The sequence below is a fragment of the Corallococcus aberystwythensis genome (genome assembly GCF_003612165.1).
GTDB classification, from domain to species: Bacteria; Myxococcota; Myxococcia; order Myxococcales; family Myxococcaceae; genus Corallococcus; species Corallococcus aberystwythensis.
Map to the genome: position 1 here is coordinate 31,881 of NZ_RAWK01000032.1, position 16,205 is coordinate 48,085.

Consider the following 16,205-nt stretch of genomic DNA (forward strand, 5'->3'; position numbering starts at 1 on the left):
AGCGCGGAATTGAAGCTCGCGACGCTCAAGGACGGAACCCGCGACGGGCGGCTCATCGTCGTCAAGCGGGACAACTCCGCCTACGCGCTGGCCACCAATGTGGCCCTCACGCTGCAAGCGGCCCTGGATGACTGGGACCAGAAGGAGCCGCAGCTGCGCGCGCTGGCGCAGCAACTGGAAGCCGGCGCGGTGCAGAGCCGCCCGCTGGACGTGAAGGCGCTGCACGCGCCCCTGCCGCGCGCCTACGAATGGGTGGACGGCAGCGCGTACATCAACCACGTGGTGCTGGTGCGCAAGGCGCGCAACGCGGAGCCGCCCGCCACGCTGCGCACGGATCCGCTGGTGTACCAGGGCGGCTCCGGGGACTTCCTCGCGCCCACGCAGGACATCCCCCTGCGCGACGAGGCGTGGGGCCTGGATTTCGAGAGCGAGGTCTGCGTCGTGCTGGGCGACACGCCCATGGGCACGAAGGCCGAGGACGCGGACAAGCACATCAAGCTGGTGATGATCGCCAACGACGTGTCCCTGCGGAACCTCATCCCGGAGGAGCTGGCCAAGGGCTTCGGCTTCTTCCAGAGCAAGCCCGCCACCGCGTTCGGCCCCTTCGCGCTGACGCCGGATGAGCTGGGCGCGGCCTGGCGCGACGGCCGGGTGCACCTGCGCATGCGCAGCACGCTCAACGGCCAGCTGGTGGGGGACGCGGACGCGGGCCCGGAGATGCACTTCTCCTTCCGGGACCTCATCCAGCACCTGACGCGCACGCGCGCCTTCACCGCGGGCACCATCCTGGGCAGCGGCACGGTGTCCAACGCGGACCGCACGCGCGGCATCTCCTGCCTCGCCGAGCGCCGGATGATCGAGACCATCGACGAGGGGAAGCCGGCGACGTCCTTCATGAAGCCCGGCGACACCATCGAGATCGAGATGCTGGACGGGGAGGGGCACAGCCTCTTCGGCCGCATCGCCCAGACGGTGGTGAAGGCGCCATGAAGAACCTCAAGCTGCACAGCTACTGGCGCTCGTCGGCTTCCTGGCGCGCGCGCATCGCGCTGAACTGGAAGGGGCTGCCCTTCGAGTACCTCGCGGTGCACCTGCTCAAGGACGGCGGCCAGCAGCACTCGGACGCCTACCGCGCGGTGAACCCCATGGGCCGCGTGCCCACGCTGGAGTGGACGGAGGCGGACGGGCAGGCGCGCAAGCTGTCCGAGTCCATGGCCATCCTGGAGTACTTGGAGGAGCGCGTGCCCTCGCCCGCCCTCCTGCCGGGTGATGCGTACCTCCGCGCCAAGACGCGCATGCTGGCGGAGATGGTGAACGCCGGCATGCAGCCCCTTCAGAACACGTCGGTGACGCTGCGCATCAAGACCGAGCTGAAGGCGGACGAGAAGGCCTGGGCGGCGCACTGGAACGTGCACGGGCTGACGGCGCTGGAGGCGGCGGTGCAGGAGACGGCGGGGCGTTACTGTGTGGGAGACGCAGTGTCGTTCGCGGACGTCCTGCTCATTCCCCAGCTCTACGGGGCCCGCAGGTTCGGTGTAGACCTGAAGCCCTATCCCACGCTGCTGCGCATCGAGGCGGCGTGCAACGAACTCCCCGCCTTCCAGGCGGCGCAGCCGGACCGGCAGCCCGACGCGCAGCCGGTGTAGTCACGAACCCATTTCTTCATCACGAGGAGTCAGCGACATGGCCAAGCAGGAATCGCTGGGCATCAAGACCCTGGAGAGCATCCACTGGTACGTGCATGACCTGGAGCGCAGCCGCCAGTTCTACACGAAGGGGTTGGACTTCGCGGAGGTGGCGGTGTCCGGGCCGGAGCTGGACGCGCACGGCAAGCAGAAGTCCGCGCTGTTCCAGGCGGGTGAGATTGCCCTGGTGGTGAGCCAGCCCGTGGGCGAGGGCGGCCGGGCGTGGCGCTACCTGCGCAAGCACCCGGACGGCGTGGGCACGCTGAACTTCGAAGTGGAGGACGTGGAGAAGGCGTTCAAGCTGCTGGACTCGCGCGGCGCCACGTTCATCACGGACATCCAGCGCTTCACGGACGAGGCGGGCGGCAAGCTGTCGTTCTTCTCCATCACCACGCCGTTCGGTGACACCACGTTCCGCTTCCTGCAGCGGGACAACTACAAGTCCATCTACCCGGGCTTCCAGGTGCACGCGCAGCCCAAGGGCGGCAAGAACAAGTACGGCTTTGACAAGATGGACCACGTCACGTCGAACTTCCAGACGATGAAGCCCATGCTCCTGTGGATGGAGCACGTGATGGGCTTCGAGAAGTTCTGGCACATCGAGTTCCACACCGACGACGTGGCGTCGCAGCAGAAGCGCGACCACGGCAGCGGCCTGAAGTCCGAAGTGATGTGGGACCCGAAGAGCGGCGTGAAGTTCGCGAACAACGAGCCCAAGTTCCCGTTCTTCAAGGCCAGCCAGATCAACATCTTCAACGAGGACCACCGCGGTGACGGCGTGCAGCACCTGGCCATCACGGTGAAGGACATCCTGACGTCCGTGAAGGACATGCGGCAGAACGCGGGCATCCAGTTCATGCCCACGCCGGGCTCGTACTACGACGCGCTGCCGGACCGCATCGAGCGCATGGGCATCAAGAAGATCGACGAGGACATCAACGTCCTGCGCGACCTGGAGGTGCTCATCGACGGAGACAAGGAGCGCAGCTACATGCTCCAGATCTTCATGAAGGACGCGGCGAGCCTCTACAAGCAGCCGGACGCGGGCCCGTTCTTCTACGAAATCATCCAGCGCAAGGGCGACCAGGGCTTCGGCGGCGGCAACTTCCGCGCCCTGTTCGAGAGCATCGAGCGCGCGCAGAAGGCCGAAGGCCGCATCTAGCTTCACGGGTGACCCGGCCGCGAAGCACCGCGGCCGGGTTTCTTCGCCGGGCGCATGGCCTATCTTGTCCCCATGCGAATGCTCATGCCGCTGTTGCTGGCGGGCGCGATGGGGTGGGGCTGCCAGGCCGCTGACAAGGCGACGACACCGAAGGCGCCCCAGGATTGCAGCGCCACCTACGTCGCCTGTGGCTGCGGCTGCTGCGGAGGGGTGGAGCCCCAGGTGCAATGCCTGTCCTGCGCGAACGGCGACGACCTCCAGGCCCTGATTGAAAAGGACCAGGAGGCGAAGAAGGATCCGCAGTGCGCCGTGGCAGGCTGCTCGGTGGGGACGAAGTACGTGTACTGCGACGCCAACGCCCCATGACCCTCATTGAACCCATCATCCTCCTGGGAGCCGCCGTGGGCGGCGTGACGGGCGCGGTGTGGGGCTTCGGGTCGGGAGTCGGCTGGGCGGTGGCGGGCCTGCTCGGAGGCGCCGTGCTGGGCCCCCTCCTCCTGATGCTGCTGCTCCTCGTCCTGGCGATGCTGTTGACGCTGTTCAAGGAAGGGCCGCGCGCGATGCTGCGGGACCTGTGGGGAAGGCGTCCCCCGGAGCGCCCCTGAACGCGCTTCGTCTATCGTCTCCCCATGACTCCGCCCACACAGCCCCGGGACTGGGACGAATTGGAGCATCGCGTGGTGACCTGGGATCCGCTCCCCGACACGGTGCTCTGCCCACGCTGTGGCAGCCCGGTCCGGATTGAGTATTCCCACTGGGGGGCGCTCGCGTCCGCGGGCATCGACTGCACCGGGTGCTCAAGGGCCGTAAGGCTTTGTCGGTTCCCTGCCAAGGCGGAGCGGAGCGCGGGCCCGGAGCCGACGGCCCCCGTCCCTGGCGCACAGCGGCTTCTGGTTGTCGAACAGACCTTCGACATCCAGAATCGCGGAATCATTGTCGTCCCCGATGTGGACCTGGGCGCGCGGGCCCAGGTGGAACTGCGTGTTGCGTTGCGGAGGCCGGATGGTGATGTGCTGCGTGCCGTCGCGCTCGCGCAGGTCCCGCTCGGCGGCCGGTCACGGCCTCGGCACGTGCTCTGCTTTCGCACGCTGTCCAAGCAAGACATTCCTCCAGGAACGGAGGTGTGGTTGCTCGGAGAGGTGGAGGCCCCGGAGGCCCGCTAGAACTCTTTCAGCCGCAGCTCTGGTAGCAGTCGTTGCGCGTGTTGGCGCACTCGAGCGCGTCTTCCGCTGTCTTCGCGGCCCTCGCGCAAACCAGGAATTCCCTGTAGCAGGCATCCTCGCACGGAGGCAGCTGCTGAGCCTGCACGGGCGTCACGCACGCATCGAGGCAGAAGGTTTCCTGCTCGTCGCACGCGGCCCGCTGCTCGGGCGTCGTCGCGCGACGGATACAGGCATTGTAGGCCGCGATGCAGGCGCGCTCACAGGGCGGTGGGGCCAGGGCCGTCACGTCCTGGGTCTCCTGCGCTTGCTGCTCCACTCCGCCACAGCCCGCGAAGAGGCCTACCGACAGCAGTGCCGCGATGAATGACAGACGCATGGATGGTTCCTTGGGGTGATTGCCGTGAAGTGCGGCAATCCCATCCTTGCGCTGCTCATGCCCCCAAGGGCAGACGGGGCGGCCCGGCTCTGAAAGGAATTGAACGCCGGGGCGCGTCATCCCCCCCGCAGCTCACCACCACCCCGCCAACGCTTCCCGGTTCTTGAACAGGATGAAGGCGCCCATCACGACGAGGAAGAGGGAGAAGGCCCGCTTGAGGGCCGCCTGCGAGACGTAGTGGGTGGCCCAGGTGCCAATGAGGATGCCCGCCACGGCGATGGCCGTGAAGATGCCAAGGTAGAGCCAGGGCACCTGGACGTGGCCGAGGTAGCCGGCGAAGCCCACGAAGGAGTTGAGGGCGATGACGAGCAGGCTCGTGCCCACCGCCTGCTTCATCGGGAGGCCCACCAGGAGCACCAGCGCCGGGACGATGAGGAAGCCGCCGCCCACCCCGACGAGCCCCGTGAGCCCGCCCACGCCGAGGGCGGCCAGGGCCATGACGGGGAAGGACGCCTTGTGGGGCTCGGGCACGGGCGCGGACTCCTTGCGCGCGGCGAGGGCGGCCTCCTTGCGGCCGTTGCGGAACATGAAGAAGGCGGCCACGAGCATCACCGTGGCGAAGAGCAGCAGCTGCAAGGCGCCCGAGACGAAGACGGACAGACGCGCCCCCGCGTAGGTGCCCACCATGGCCACCGCCCCGAAGACCAGGGCCGCCCGGAGCCGCACGTTGCCCTTGCGCCAGTGGCCCGCCGCGCCGAAGAGGCTGGTGACGCCCACCACGGCCAGCCCCATGGCGATGGACTCCTTGGCCCCGAAGCCCAGGACGTACACGAGGATGGGGACGGTGATGATGGAGCCCCCGCCGCCGAGCAGGCCGAGCGACAGGCCAATCAACGCCGCGAGTGAGAAGCCGAGGATGGGCATGGCGTTCGTTTCCGCTAGCCCTGGGGCGCGCGGGTTTCGCGCACGGCGAGCATCCCGCCCGCCAGGTTGTAGAGGTGTTTGAATCCACACTGGGCGAGCGCCTGCGCGGCCTTCGCGGAGCGCCCACCCGAGCGGCAGATGAGCAGCAGCGGTTGTTCCCGCGGCCACGACGCGGCCGCCGCCTCCAGCGTGCCCAGCGGGACGAGCTCCGCTCCGGGAAGGTGGCTCAAGGGGCCCGTGAACTCGTCCGGCTCACGCACGTCGATGCGCCGCACCTCGGGGCCGAGCGTGTCGAGCTGCGAGGGCGTGAGGTCCTGATAGGGGTGGGGTGTCATGGCTTGCTCCTGTTGGGAAGGGCAGGGGACTTCAGGCCCCCTGCGGTGAAGGCGCCGTGTGCCCACAGGCGCGGTTGGCTGGGACGGCCAGGTCGATCTTCCTGGGCCGGGGCAGGTGGAGGTTCTCCATGATGGCGATGAACTCCTCCCGGCTCCTGCCCGCGACGCGCGGGTTGTGCCGCTTCTCCTCGCCGATGCTCGTCACCGAGTGACCGTGGTAGTCGTGCGCGGGGTAGACGAGCGTCTCATCCGGCAGGCGGAAGAGGACGCGGGTGAGGCTGTCGTAGAGCTGGCTCGCGCTCCCGTTCTGGAAGTCGGTGCGGCCGTTGCCGCGCACGAGCAGCGCGTCCCCGGTGAAGACGCGGTCGCCCAGCAGGTAGCTGACGCTGTCGTCCGTGTGGCCCGGGGTGGCGAGCACCTGGAAGACGAGCTGCCCGACGCGCACCTCGTCTCCGTGGCCCACCTGGACGTTGGCGCAGGCGGCTCCTCCCTTGCTCCCCACCACCGTGGCCTGCGTGCGCTCGCGCAGCACGCCGGACGCGGTGACGTGGTCCGCGTGCACATGGGTGTCGAGGACGTGGGTGAGGGTAAGGCCCAGCTCGCCCACCAGTTTCAGATCCCGGTCGACCTGCTCGATGACAGGGTCGATGAGGACGGCCTGTCGCGTGGACTCGTCGCCGAGGAGATAGGTGTAGGTCGAGGACTCTGAGTCGAAAAGCTGTCGGAAAATCATGTCGTAGCCTCCTGTCCTTGAGAGCCAGGGGGCGGGCAGAAGGATTCAGGGCCTTCCCCTGGCGGAATCCTTCACCTTCGAATCTGGCTCTCACGGGACATGATCTCCTCCCTCCTCCCTCCCCTCCTGGGTGGGGCGCTCATTGGCCTGAGTGCCTCCTTGCTCCTGTTGGCCAACGGCCGGGTCGCCGGCATCAGCGGCGTGGTGGGCTCGCTGCTGGCCCCCGTGCGCGGGGATGTCGCCTGGCGCGTGCTCTTCCTCACCGGGCTGCTCACCGGGGGCCTGCTGCTGGTGTGGCTGCGCCCTGGCTCCTTCCCGGCCCCCACGTCCTTGAGCGCGGACGGCGCCTGGCTGCTGGTGGGGGCCGGACTGCTGGTGGGGTTCGGCTCGCGGCTGGGCAACGGCTGCACCAGCGGGCACGGCGTCTGCGGCATCAGCCGCGGCTCGGCCCGCTCCATCGCGGCCACGCTCACCTTCATGGCCACCGGCGTCCTCACCGTCTTCCTGGTCCGCCACGTCCTCTAGGGAAAGCCCTCCATGCGTTCAAACATCAGTGCGTTTCTCAGCGGCCTCCTCTTCGCCATCGGCCTGGGCATCAGCGGCATGACGGACCCGGCCAACGTCCTCGGCTTCCTCGACATCGCGGGGGCTTGGGATTACCGGCTCGCGTTCGTGATGGGCGGCGCCATCGCCGTGCACGCGGCGCTGCGGCCCCTCATCCTCGGGCGTGAGCGGCCCCTGTTCACCGCGAAGTTCCCCACGTTCTCCGCCAGCGGGGTGGACCGCGGGCTCCTCGTGGGCGCGGGCCTCTTCGGCGTGGGCTGGGGGCTCGGCGGCTACTGCCCCGGCCCCGCGCTCACCTCGCTCGCCACAGGGGCGATGCCGTTGCTCGTCTTCGTGCCCGCCATGTTCGCCGGCATGGCCCTCGCCCAGGTGCCGCGGGCGCGACGGAGCGCGAGCGCGGGGACTCCGGTCCCGGGCGCATCGCCCGCTCCGTAGCCCCTCGGGAACTTTTCGCAACCGCCACCGTGTCCTGGAGGAACGTGAGCAGCCGGTCCTTTATTGAACGTGCCCTGGAGCACCTGCCAGCCCTGCGGCGGGTGGGCCGCCGGCTGACGGGCAGCACCGCCGAGGCGGATGACCTGGTGCAGGAGACGGTGGCACGCGCGCTGGAGCGGCACGACGAGCTGCGCGACCCGGAGCGGCTCAAGGGATGGCTGCTCGCCGTCCAGCGCGCCGTCTTCCTCAACTCCCGGCGGGGCCTGCGCCCCCGGCTGGAGGTGCTGGAGGGCGGTCTGGGGAAGGAGGCCGCTCCCGAGCCTTCCGCGGACCTGGAGGCGGAACTGCACGCCCACACGCTCAGCTCGGGCATGAAGGCGGCGCTGGAGTCGCTGGCCCCCGAGTGGCGGGATGCGCTGTGGCTGCGCGAAGTCGAAGAGTTGAGTTACGAGGAGATCGCCCAGGTCCAGGGCTGTCCGGTGGGCACCGTGCGCTCGCGCCTCGCGCGGGCCCGGGGAGCGATGCTCGACCTCCTGGAGAAGGAGAAGTCACATGGAAGCCTGTAGCCCGGCGTGGCAGGAACGTCTCTCCGCGTGGTTCGACGGGGAGGGCCCGGCGCACGAGCGGCAGGCCGTGGAGCAGCACCTGGCCCGGTGCGTGGGCTGTGCCCGGGAGGCGGCCCGCTATGCCCCGCTGCGCGAGGCGCTGAAGGCCCAGGCCGCCACGGAGACGCACGTGCCGCCCGAGCTGAGGGCGCGTGTCTCCCGCCTGGCTCCGCGCTCCCGCCCCTCCTTCCGGCGACGGTGGACGGTGGGCCTGGCCGCGGCGGTCGCGTCCGTGGGCATCCTCTGGACGTCGTGGCCCGGTGGCATGAACGACGCGCTGGCGATGGACCTTGAGCGGCACCACCTCAAGGCCTTCTCGCGCGCCACTCCCTGCGAGTTCGAGTCCTCGGATCCGGACGCGGTGAAGGCCTGGGTGGCGCGGGAGGTGGGCTATGCGGTGGACGTCCCGGTGGTGCCCGGCGCGACGCTGCTGGGGGCCCGCCGCTGCCGGCTGCATGGACAGCTCTCCGCCTCGCTGCTGTACCGGCACGAGGGGGGCACGGCGATGACGCTGTTCCTGCCGCCGCCGGGCTCACCCGCGGCGCGGGAGGCGGCGAGCTTCGCCGGAGAAGGGACGCGCTGCACGCAGGGCCCCATCGGTGAGCGCATCTGCGTGGCGCCGCGCGGGGGCGGGCAGGCCGCGCTCGCCGTCTCCGAGCTGGAGCAGCCGGTGCTCGTCGACGCCCTGGCCCGTCTGGCGCCTTGAGGTCGCGAGGCCGGGAACCGCTGTACCCCGTTCCCCAGGGCCCAGCGGGCCTCTGGGCCCGATTGGAGCCGCTCCATGAAGTCCGTTCTCGTCGTCGCTGCCCTGTTCGCCGGTCCGTTCCTCGTCTCCTGTGCTCACACGCGCTCCGCCGGGGCCGAGGCCCACCAGCGGGTGGAGGCGGGCGCCACGCTGGTGGATGTCCGCACGCCGGAGGAGTTCGCCGCGGGGCACCTTCCCGGGGCGGTGAACATCCCCGTGGATGAGCTGCCCCAGCGGCTCGCCGAGCTCGGCTCGCCGGAGAAGCCCCTCGTCCTCTACTGCCGCAGTGGCGCGCGCAGCAGCCGCGCCGAGCTCCTCCTGAAGGAGCGTGGATTCCAGGACGTCTTCAACCTGGGCCCCATGTCGGCCTGGGAGTGAGGGGAGGGGAGCGGCCGGGGCGCCGGCCCGCCGCGGGAACTTCGCGCGGCACACCTCGTGTCCCCTCCGCAGTCCCTCTTCCTCAAGGTGCTTCATGACGATGATGCCTCTCCTCTCCCTGCTCGGCGCGCTGTTCTCGCTGGGCGGCCTGGGCTCCGGCTGTGCCCTGACGCGGCCGGGAGCCATCACCCCGCCGGCCGACAGCGTTTCCTCCCAGCGCAAGCAGCTCACCGTCCTCTACGTGGCGGATCTGCACGCGCAGCTGCGCGCCCACCCCGAGCTGTTCTGGCACGAAGGGAAGGAGCGCATCGAAGAGGCCGGCGGCTTCGCTCGCGTGGCCGCCGCCATCCAGCGGATCCGCGCGGAGCGCGGCGGTGACGTGCTGGTGCTCGATGCCGGTGACACGATCCAGGGCTCGGGCGCGGCGGCCCTCACCGAGGGCGAAGCCCTCATCGCGCCGCTCAACGCGCTCGGGCTGGACGGCGCGGTGCCCGGCAACTGGGAGGTGGTGTACGGCCCCAAGGTGCTGCGCCAGCGCGCCCGTGAGCTGAAGCACCCGCTCGTCGCCGCCAACCTGCGCGATGCGGCCAGCGGTGAGCGTCTCTTCCCGCCGTACTTCGTGAAGGAGGTGGGCGGGGTGAAGGTGGCCGTCGTCGGCTTCACGGATCCGGATGTCCCGCGCCGCCAGCCTCCCGGCTACAGCCAGGGCCTGCGCTACGACGGCCCGGAGGCGCTGCCCGCGCTGGTGCGCGAGGTGCGCGAGCGTGAAGGCGTCCAGGTGGTGCTGCTGATGACGCACGTGGGGCTCGCCAAGGCGGTGGGGCTCGCCGCCCGCGTGCCCGGCGTGGACGTCCACCTGTCCGGCGACACGCATGAGCGCACCTATGCACCCATCGAGAAGGCCGGCAGCTGGGTGGTGGAGCCCGGCGCCTTCGGCTCCTTCCTCGGGCGGTTGGATTTGTGGGTGGTGGATGGCCGGGTGGTGGACCGCCGCTGGGAGCTCATCGAGCTGACCGCCTCGCGCTTCCCCGAGGACCCGAAGGTGGCCCGGCTGGTGGACGCCGCCCTCGCTCCGCACGAGGCGAAGCTGTCCGCGCCGGTGGGCCACACCGACGTGACGCTCGCGCGCTACGCGGTGGTGGAGAACCCGCTGGACAACGTGCTGGCGGACGCCATCCGCGCCGCTGGTGGGACGGAGATAGGCCTCTCCAACGGCTTCCGCTTCGGCACGCCGCTGCTGCCCGGGCCCGTGCGCGAGGCGGACCTGTGGAACTTCTTCCCCATCGTCAACAAGCTGAAGACAGGCAAGGTGAGTGGCCGGCAGCTTCGCGCCTTCTGGGAGCAGGAGCTGGAGAACGTCTTCGCGAAGGACCCGGAGAAGCGCTTTGGCGGGTGGCTTCCGCGCCCCTCGGGGATGACGCTGCGCTTCCGCGCCGACGCAACCAAGGGGCAGCGCCTCCTCGCCCTGGAGGTGGGGGGCAGGCCGGTGGAGAACGAGCGCCTCTACACCGTGACGGCCTGCGAGCGGGAAGGGGATGCCCCCGACATGGTCTGCCGCATCCCCGGCATCCAGGAGCCGCGCGTGCTCGACGTGGATGCGCACGAGGCGGTGCGCCGCTTCCTCGCCGGCAGGCCGCCTCTGCACGACGCGCTGCAAGGGCGCGCGGTGGGCGAGGACCTCCCGCCCGTGCTGCGTACCCAGCAGGTGGAGTGAGCCTTGTTTCGTCCTGCCGCGATGGCCTGACACGAAAGATGGAAACGAGAACACGACATGACTGCTCCTCTCGCAACACCCTCCACCCCCGTCGCACCTCCACCGGGAGGCGTCTGGCTTCGGCGTCTGCCGGGCTTGGGGCTCGCCGCGGGGTTGGCGGTGGCCAGCTATTGGCTTGCCACGCTTCCAGGTCTCAAGGTGGTAGGGCCGCTCACGGTGGCGCTGCTCATTGGAATCACGCTGCGCACGGCCCTGGGGCTGTCTGCTGTCCTGGTGGAGGGCACGCGCTACTCGGCTCGCACGGTGCTGCGGCTGGGCATCGTGCTGATGGGGGCGCGGCTCGACTTCGGGCTGGTGGCGAAGGTGGGCCCGCGCGTGCTGCTGCTCGCCCTGGCCGTCATCGTCGGCGGCATCCTGGGGATCCGCTGGGTGACGAAGCGCTTCGGTGTCCCGGAGAAGCTGGGCACGCTGCTGGCCGTGGGCACCTCCATCTGCGGCGCCAGCGCCGTGGTGGCCGCCAGCTCCGTCACCCGCGCCGACGAGGAGGACACCACGCTGGCGGTGGGCCTGTGTGGAATCCTCGGCACGGTGGGCGTGCTCTTCTACGTCTTCGTGGGGCCGCTGCTGGGGCTGAGCACCGCGCAGCTCGCCATTCTCTCGGGCGCCACGCTGCACGAGGTGGCGCAGGTGATGGCCGCGGCCTTCACCTGGGGCACCTCCGCGGGTGACCTGGGCACGCTGGTGAAGCTCACCCGCGTGGTGCTGCTGGCCCCCGCGCTGGTGGTGCTGGGGCTCGCCTCCGGCGCGGGCGGGAAGGTGCGCTACTCGCTGAAGGAGCCGCCCATTCCCTGGTTCGTCATCGGCTTCCTCGCCGTGGGCGTGCTGGGCTCGGTGGGCGTGCTGCCCGCGGCCGCCAGGGCCGGGCTCTCCACCGCCAGCGTCTTCCTCATGGTGATGGCCATGGCGGCCATGGGGTTGGGCACCCACCTGAGCATGGTCCGCCGCGCGGGCATGCGCGTCGTCTACGCGGGCCTCGCCGGCTTCGCGGCCCTGGCGCTGTCCGCCTGGGGCCTCATCCAGTTGCTGTCCATCCAGTAATCCTCGGCCTGATTCGGAGCTCCTCGAATGAACCGCTTCCTGTTGCTGCTCGTCACCGCGCTCGTCACCGCTCCCCTGGCCACGCTCGCCGCGCCGCTGTCCCAGCCTTCCCAGGCCACCGAGAAGAAGGCCCCCGCGCGTCAGGGCAAGCTCGTCTTCGTCTCCACCACGGGCCTGGAGGACCTCGGCACCCTCTCCAGCTCCTTCCGGCACGCGAAGACGGCCAAGGAGTCCGGCTACCTCTCGGACGTGGTGTGGCTCACCTACGGCCGTGCGGTGGTGGCGTTGGACCCGACGGTCAAGGCCGTGCCGGAGTCGGTCCGCAAGGAGGCCCTGGCCGCGAAGGCCGCGGGCGTACGGCTGGTGGCTTGCGGCAACGCGCTCGCGAAGTTCGGCATCGACCCGAAGAAGCTCCAGCCGGAGGCGGAGGTGGTGGACAACGGTGTGGCGGAGCTCTCGCGTCTGGTGGCCGAGGGCTATCAGGTCATCCGCTACTGATTCGAGCGCCTCAGCCGTCCCATGCAGAGTCCCGCGCACCCATGAGGCAGCTCGGCGTGTCCCTTCAGCACCGGCGCCACGCTCCCGCTATGCATCCACATGAGGATGGCCAGGGTGGCATCCTGACGACCGGGCGCTCTGCGTCTCGGGCGTGACGGAGACATGTGGAGGAGGCGACCGGATGATGTCGACGCGAACCGATGAGCAGCTGATGGAGGCCGCGCGCGCTGGCGACGACAAGGCGCTGGATGAGGTCCTCGCCCGCCACGAGAAGCAGGTGTACCGCTTCGGCCTGCGCATGTGCGGCTCGGAGGAGGACGCGAAGGAGGTGCTGCAGGAGACGCTGCTCGCGGCCTTCCGGGGCATCCATACGTTCCGGGGCGACGCGGAGCTGTCCACGTGGCTGTATCAGGTGGCCCGCACGCACTGCCTCCGCCTGCGCCGCAAGCGCGTCGGAGCGCCCGAGGAGTTCCAGCCCCTCGACTCCTCCCCGGCCACTCGCGTCGCCGCGGAGGAGTCCACTCCGGACATGGTCTCCCATGCGCGACAGATGGGGGAGATGTTACAGGCGGCCATCCTCGCGCTGCCGGAAGCCCATCGGGAGGTGCTCATCCTCCGGGACGTGGAGGGGCTCCCGGCGGAGGAGGCGGCGAAGGTGGTGGGCATCGAGGTGCGGGCGCTCAAGAGCCGGCTGCACCGCGCGCGGCTCCAGCTGCGCGAACACCTCTCCACGCTGATGGGGGAGGGCGCCCAGGAGCAGGCCCCGCCGTGCCCGGAGCTGGCGCGGGAACTCTCCGGGTTCGCCGCGCGGGAGGTGGATCAGGCCACCTGCGTGCGCCTGGAGGACCACCTGTCGCGCTGCCCGCGCTGTGCGGACGCATGCGATTCGCTCAAGCGCACGGTGTCCCTGTGCCGGCGCATCCCGGGGGACGCGGTGCCCGCGCCCGTGCGCGCGGCGGTGCGACAGGCGCTGTCCCAGGCTACGAGGCCGTGAAGGGCAGGGCGGCCACCGTGACGGTGCCCGCGCCTTCCCCGCCGAGCGTCAGCTCCGTGCCCGGCTCCAGCGAGTCGCGGTGCACGTAGCCCAGCGCCACCCGCTGGCCCTTCACCGGGGAACTCACCACGCTGGTCACCCAGCCCACCTTCTTCTCCCCGCGGCGCAGCTCCGTGCCGGGCGCCACGTCCTTCTCACCCAGCAGCAGCCCCGCCAGCTTGCGGTTCATCTGCCCGCGGAAGGTGGCCCGGGCGATGACCTCCTGCCCGATGTAGCAACCCTTGTTGTAGGAGATGGCGTTCGTGAGGTTCGCCTCCAGGGGGATGGTGGTGTCCACCATGTCCTGCCCGTAGCGCGGCACCCCCGCCTCCACCCGCACCAACTCCAGCGCGTCGAACCCCTGCGGCTTCGCGCCGGCCCCCACGAGCGCCGTCCACACCGCCTCCAGCCCCGCGCGCGGCACCAGGACGTCCACCCCGGACAGCCCGCCCGGCAGCGCCGTCCCCAACAGCCACACGTCCTGTCCGGCCAGGGTCACCCTGCGGCTGGCCAGGGGCGCCGGGGGCTCCACGGGGCCGCCCAGGGCAGCGGCCAGCACCTGGGCCGTCCGGGGGCCGAGCAGCTTGAGCCAGCCCCAGTCCGGGGTGCCGTCGTGCAGCTCCGCGTCCTCGGAGATGAGGTACTTGTCCAGGAACTCCCGCACCTTGGCGCCCAGGCCGGGCTCCAGGTCCAGCAGGAGGTCGTCCTCCCGCTTGAGGATGCGTGCATCTCCCACCATGGCGCCCTTCACTGTGATGAAGGCGGCATAGGTGGCCGAGCCGACCGGGAGGTTCTTCACCTCCTGGGTCACCATGCCGTGGAGGAAGGAGGCACGATCCTCCCCCGTTATCCGGAGGATTTCGCGGTAGGACGCATCGTGCAGTGCAACGGCGTCGCGCGCCGCGCCATACTCCACGCCCACGTCTCCATACCCGGCCACCACTTCACGGCCGCCCACCGGAATGAAGCGGGCATTCACCCGCTCGTGAACAAAATGCAGCGTCAGCGGTTCCATGCCCGTCGCTATATAGAGGCGCAGGAGCGGATGCCACGATGGATGTGAAGCAGCTTTCGGCCTTCCAGGGCTTCTCCATGGAGAAGCTCCAGAAGCACACCGTCTTCCAGTCGGGTCGCTTCTTCCTCGACGTCTACTGTCTGGCCCCGGGCCAGGCGCAGAAGCCCCACCGGCATGCCACGTCCGACAAGGTGTACCTCGTGCTGGAAGGAAGCTGCCGCTTCCGCATCGGCGACGAGGAAGCGGCACATGGCCCCGGTTCCACCCTTTTCGCCCCCGCGGGCACCGAACACGGCGTCGTCAATGACGGCCCGGACAACGCCCGCCTCCTCGTCCTGATGACCCCGCCTCCGGAGCACGCATGAGCAAGAAGGCCCCGACCCCGGCCGCCCCTGTCCCCACCCGTGGCGCACTCGCGCTGCTGGTGCTGGGCCTCCTCACCAGTGCGCTCGCCGTCTACCAATGGATGGAGTTGCTCACGCTGCGCGCCGGTGGCGCCACCGCCTGCGGCATCAACGAGCACGTCAACTGCGAGACCGTCTGGAACTCGGACTTCGCCAGCGCCGTGCATGACACGCTGGGGGTCCCCATCGCGGGCCTGGGGCTCGTGTGGGGCCTCACCGCCGTGGGGCTCGCCGCGCTGTACCTCGCGTGGGCGAAGGCGGGGCGCCCGGTGCGGCCCGCCGCCAACGGCCTGCGCCTGCTGGCGCTCGCGGGCGTCGTGTCCGTGGCCGTCTTCGCCACCGTCAGCGCCCGGGTGGGCGTGGTGTGCCCCACGTGCCTGGGCACCTACGTGCTGGTGCTCGCGTTCGCGGCCGTGGCGTGGCGCGGCCTGCCCGGCTCCTTCCTGCCCCAGGCGGGCGAGTGGGGCGACACGCTCAAGTGGACCGTGGGCCTTGGCGCCGTCGCCTTCGTGGCCATGCTGATGCCGGGCCGGGCCACGCCGCATGCGCAGAAGGCGGGCGCGTTCCTGCCGCCGGTGGCCTCCACGCAGCCGCAGGACATGTCCAGCACCAGCCCGGGCCTGCCGCCGCCTCCGCCCGCGCCGCCGGCCACGCTGGATGCGTTCATCGCCGGCCTGCCTCAACAGCAGCGGCAGTCCCTGTCGGACGCGCTGGCCGTGTACCGGGCGGCCACGCCGAAGCTCGCCGCCTATCCGCCGCGCGCCCTCTTCGGCCCGCCGGACGCGCCGGTGAAGGTGCTGGAGTGGACCGACAGCAAGTGCCCCCACTGCAAGTCGCTGGTGGAGGAGCTGGCCGCCATCAAGCATCACGCCCCCAAGGGCATGCTGTCCGTGGAGGCGCGGCAGTTCCCGCTGGACGGCCAGTGCAACCCGGCCATCCCCAACCGCGGGCCGGACGCGCTGAGCGTGCGCTGCGCCGCGGCCCGGGCCACGGTGTGCCTGGAGGGCGCGAAGGACTTCTGGACGCTGCGCGAGAAGCTCTTCGCCGCGCAGGCCTTCCTGGACACCGACAAGGTGATGGAGATCGCCACCTCCGGCTCCGTGGCGCGCCCGCAGCTGGAGGCGTGCATGACGGCGCCGGAGACCATCGGGAAGCTGCGCCAGGATGTCGAGTACGCCATGCGCTACAACATCCAGGGCACGCCGCTGGTGCTGGTGAACGGCCGCGAAGTGCCCCCGTCCGCGCCGCTCATCTACGCGCTGGTGCTGGCGAGCGGCAACCCGGACGCCCCCGCCTTCAGCGCCCTGCCGCCCCCCCGCGCGCGCGGCGCCGGTGACC

21 protein-coding genes are annotated in these 16,205 nt (G+C 70.4%); 16 read left to right on the plus strand and 5 right to left on the minus strand.

Going from position 1 to position 16,205, the window contains the following annotated elements:
* Nucleotides 1-9 precede the first annotated feature (9 nt).
* The 5 genes from D7W81_RS07320 (at nt 10) to D7W81_RS07340 (ending at nt 3,452) form a co-directional block, all read left to right on the plus strand.
* Complete coding sequence (locus D7W81_RS07320; RefSeq protein ID WP_120554606.1) at nt 10-990, plus strand: fumarylacetoacetate hydrolase family protein; 981 nt, start codon at nt 10-12, stop codon at nt 988-990.
* Entirely contained in the window at nt 987-1,646 is a 660-nt protein-coding gene (maiA, locus tag D7W81_RS07325; RefSeq protein ID WP_120554607.1) for a maleylacetoacetate isomerase, read from the plus strand. The genes D7W81_RS07320 and maiA overlap by 4 nt, the downstream gene beginning before the upstream one ends.
* Before the next feature lie 37 nt (nt 1,647-1,683).
* Nucleotides 1,684-2,847, plus strand: a complete 1,164-nt coding sequence (hppD, locus tag D7W81_RS07330) for a 4-hydroxyphenylpyruvate dioxygenase (RefSeq protein ID WP_120554608.1) — start codon at nt 1,684-1,686, stop codon at nt 2,845-2,847.
* A gap of 72 nt (nt 2,848-2,919) precedes the next feature.
* Nucleotides 2,920-3,213, plus strand: a complete 294-nt coding sequence (locus tag D7W81_RS07335; RefSeq protein ID WP_147445376.1) for a hypothetical protein — start codon at nt 2,920-2,922, stop codon at nt 3,211-3,213.
* On the plus strand, nt 3,210-3,452 hold the full coding sequence (locus D7W81_RS07340) for a hypothetical protein (RefSeq protein WP_120554610.1): 243 nt from the start codon (nt 3,210-3,212) through the stop codon (nt 3,450-3,452). Before D7W81_RS07335 ends, D7W81_RS07340 begins: the two co-directional genes overlap by 4 nt.
* Before the next feature lie 565 nt (nt 3,453-4,017).
* Here the strand turns inward: D7W81_RS07340 and D7W81_RS07350 are convergent.
* From D7W81_RS07350 to D7W81_RS07365, 4 genes are all read right to left on the minus strand, one after another.
* Nucleotides 4,018-4,386, minus strand: coding sequence for a hypothetical protein (locus D7W81_RS07350; protein WP_120554612.1), 369 nt, complete (start codon nt 4,384-4,386; stop codon nt 4,018-4,020).
* Nucleotides 4,387-4,518: 132 nt separating this feature from the next.
* The gene (locus tag D7W81_RS07355; RefSeq protein WP_120554613.1) at nt 4,519-5,310 is read right to left on the minus strand and encodes a sulfite exporter TauE/SafE family protein; all 792 of its coding nucleotides are present in this window, start codon (nt 5,308-5,310) and stop codon (nt 4,519-4,521) included.
* A gap of 14 nt (nt 5,311-5,324) precedes the next feature.
* Nucleotides 5,325-5,645, minus strand: coding sequence for a rhodanese-like domain-containing protein (locus D7W81_RS07360; RefSeq protein ID WP_120554614.1), 321 nt, complete (start codon nt 5,643-5,645; stop codon nt 5,325-5,327).
* Between the two features lie 31 nt (nt 5,646-5,676).
* Nucleotides 5,677-6,378: an MBL fold metallo-hydrolase gene (locus D7W81_RS07365; protein WP_120554615.1), complete on the minus strand. Its 702-nt coding sequence runs from the start codon at nt 6,376-6,378 to the stop codon at nt 5,677-5,679.
* A 99-nt stretch (nt 6,379-6,477) separates the two neighbouring features.
* Here D7W81_RS07365 and D7W81_RS07370 point away from each other — a divergent pair, with 99 nt between their 5' ends.
* The 9 genes from D7W81_RS07370 (at nt 6,478) to D7W81_RS07410 (ending at nt 13,409) form a co-directional block, all read left to right on the plus strand.
* Entirely contained in the window at nt 6,478-6,903 is a 426-nt protein-coding gene (locus D7W81_RS07370; RefSeq protein ID WP_120554616.1) for a YeeE/YedE family protein, read from the plus strand.
* A gap of 12 nt (nt 6,904-6,915) precedes the next feature.
* Nucleotides 6,916-7,377 carry a DUF6691 family protein gene (locus D7W81_RS07375; RefSeq protein WP_120554617.1) on the plus strand — a complete coding sequence of 154 codons (462 nt, stop codon included), beginning with the start codon at nt 6,916-6,918 and terminating at the stop codon, nt 7,375-7,377.
* A gap of 44 nt (nt 7,378-7,421) precedes the next feature.
* A complete protein-coding gene (locus tag D7W81_RS07380; protein WP_120561369.1) occupies nt 7,422-7,943 on the plus strand; it encodes an RNA polymerase sigma factor in 522 nt (173 codons plus the stop codon).
* A complete protein-coding gene (locus D7W81_RS07385) occupies nt 7,930-8,688 on the plus strand; it encodes an anti-sigma factor family protein (protein ID WP_120554619.1) in 759 nt (252 codons plus the stop codon). The genes D7W81_RS07380 and D7W81_RS07385 overlap by 14 nt, the downstream gene beginning before the upstream one ends.
* 75 nt (nt 8,689-8,763) lie before the next feature.
* The gene (locus D7W81_RS07390) at nt 8,764-9,105 is read left to right on the plus strand and encodes a rhodanese-like domain-containing protein (protein WP_120554620.1); all 342 of its coding nucleotides are present in this window, start codon (nt 8,764-8,766) and stop codon (nt 9,103-9,105) included.
* 94 nt (nt 9,106-9,199) lie between these two features.
* Entirely contained in the window at nt 9,200-10,819 is a 1,620-nt protein-coding gene (locus tag D7W81_RS07395) for a bifunctional metallophosphatase/5'-nucleotidase (protein ID WP_244227031.1), read from the plus strand.
* Between the two features lie 57 nt (nt 10,820-10,876).
* Nucleotides 10,877-11,917 (plus strand): YeiH family protein, encoded by a 1,041-nt coding sequence (locus D7W81_RS07400; RefSeq protein WP_120554622.1) that lies wholly within the window; start codon nt 10,877-10,879, stop codon nt 11,915-11,917.
* A 27-nt stretch (nt 11,918-11,944) separates the two neighbouring features.
* A complete protein-coding gene (locus tag D7W81_RS07405; protein ID WP_120554623.1) occupies nt 11,945-12,415 on the plus strand; it encodes a DsrE family protein in 471 nt (156 codons plus the stop codon).
* A gap of 184 nt (nt 12,416-12,599) precedes the next feature.
* Nucleotides 12,600-13,409, plus strand: coding sequence for a sigma-70 family RNA polymerase sigma factor (locus D7W81_RS07410; RefSeq protein ID WP_120554629.1), 810 nt, complete (start codon nt 12,600-12,602; stop codon nt 13,407-13,409).
* Here D7W81_RS07410 and ygfZ read toward each other — a convergent pair.
* Nucleotides 13,396-14,463, minus strand: coding sequence for a CAF17-like 4Fe-4S cluster assembly/insertion protein YgfZ (ygfZ, locus tag D7W81_RS07415; protein ID WP_120554624.1), 1,068 nt, complete (start codon nt 14,461-14,463; stop codon nt 13,396-13,398). The two genes, D7W81_RS07410 and ygfZ, sit on opposite strands and share 14 nt — an antisense overlap.
* Nucleotides 14,464-14,501: 38 nt before the next feature.
* Here ygfZ and D7W81_RS07420 point away from each other — a divergent pair, with 38 nt between their 5' ends.
* A complete protein-coding gene (locus D7W81_RS07420; protein ID WP_120554625.1) occupies nt 14,502-14,828 on the plus strand; it encodes a cupin domain-containing protein in 327 nt (108 codons plus the stop codon).
* Nucleotides 14,825-16,205 (plus strand): vitamin K epoxide reductase/DsbA family protein (locus tag D7W81_RS07425; protein WP_120554626.1); only part of this gene is annotated, 1,381 nt, incomplete at its 3' end. The genes D7W81_RS07420 and D7W81_RS07425, both read left to right, overlap by 4 nt.

What these genes read in the sequence shown, in the direction of transcription:
- D7W81_RS07385 (WP_120554619.1), top strand. Translation starts at nt 7,930, where the DNA reads ATGGAAGCCTGTAGCCCGGCGTGGCAGGAACGTCTCTCCGCGTGGTTC.
- D7W81_RS07400 (WP_120554622.1), top strand. Translation starts at nt 10,877, where the DNA reads ATGACTGCTCCTCTCGCAACACCCTCCACCCCCGTCGCACCTCCACCG.
- D7W81_RS07360 (WP_120554614.1), bottom strand. Translation starts at nt 5,645, where the DNA reads ATGACACCCCACCCCTATCAGGACCTCACGCCCTCGCAGCTCGACACG.
- D7W81_RS07355 (WP_120554613.1), bottom strand. Translation starts at nt 5,310, where the DNA reads ATGCCCATCCTCGGCTTCTCACTCGCGGCGTTGATTGGCCTGTCGCTC.
- D7W81_RS07340 (WP_120554610.1), top strand. Translation starts at nt 3,210, where the DNA reads ATGACCCTCATTGAACCCATCATCCTCCTGGGAGCCGCCGTGGGCGGC.
- D7W81_RS07410 (WP_120554629.1), top strand. Translation starts at nt 12,600, where the DNA reads ATGTCGACGCGAACCGATGAGCAGCTGATGGAGGCCGCGCGCGCTGGC.
- D7W81_RS07420 (WP_120554625.1), top strand. Translation starts at nt 14,502, where the DNA reads ATGGATGTGAAGCAGCTTTCGGCCTTCCAGGGCTTCTCCATGGAGAAG.
- D7W81_RS07375 (WP_120554617.1), top strand. Translation starts at nt 6,916, where the DNA reads ATGCGTTCAAACATCAGTGCGTTTCTCAGCGGCCTCCTCTTCGCCATC.
- D7W81_RS07335 (WP_147445376.1), top strand. Translation starts at nt 2,920, where the DNA reads ATGCGAATGCTCATGCCGCTGTTGCTGGCGGGCGCGATGGGGTGGGGC.
- ygfZ (WP_120554624.1), bottom strand. Translation starts at nt 14,463, where the DNA reads ATGGAACCGCTGACGCTGCATTTTGTTCACGAGCGGGTGAATGCCCGC.
- D7W81_RS07395 (WP_244227031.1), top strand. Translation starts at nt 9,200, where the DNA reads ATGACGATGATGCCTCTCCTCTCCCTGCTCGGCGCGCTGTTCTCGCTG.
- maiA (WP_120554607.1), top strand. Translation starts at nt 987, where the DNA reads ATGAAGAACCTCAAGCTGCACAGCTACTGGCGCTCGTCGGCTTCCTGG.
- D7W81_RS07390 (WP_120554620.1), top strand. Translation starts at nt 8,764, where the DNA reads ATGAAGTCCGTTCTCGTCGTCGCTGCCCTGTTCGCCGGTCCGTTCCTC.
- D7W81_RS07405 (WP_120554623.1), top strand. Translation starts at nt 11,945, where the DNA reads ATGAACCGCTTCCTGTTGCTGCTCGTCACCGCGCTCGTCACCGCTCCC.
- D7W81_RS07370 (WP_120554616.1), top strand. Translation starts at nt 6,478, where the DNA reads ATGATCTCCTCCCTCCTCCCTCCCCTCCTGGGTGGGGCGCTCATTGGC.
- D7W81_RS07350 (WP_120554612.1), bottom strand. Translation starts at nt 4,386, where the DNA reads ATGCGTCTGTCATTCATCGCGGCACTGCTGTCGGTAGGCCTCTTCGCG.
- hppD (WP_120554608.1), top strand. Translation starts at nt 1,684, where the DNA reads ATGGCCAAGCAGGAATCGCTGGGCATCAAGACCCTGGAGAGCATCCAC.
- D7W81_RS07365 (WP_120554615.1), bottom strand. Translation starts at nt 6,378, where the DNA reads ATGATTTTCCGACAGCTTTTCGACTCAGAGTCCTCGACCTACACCTAT.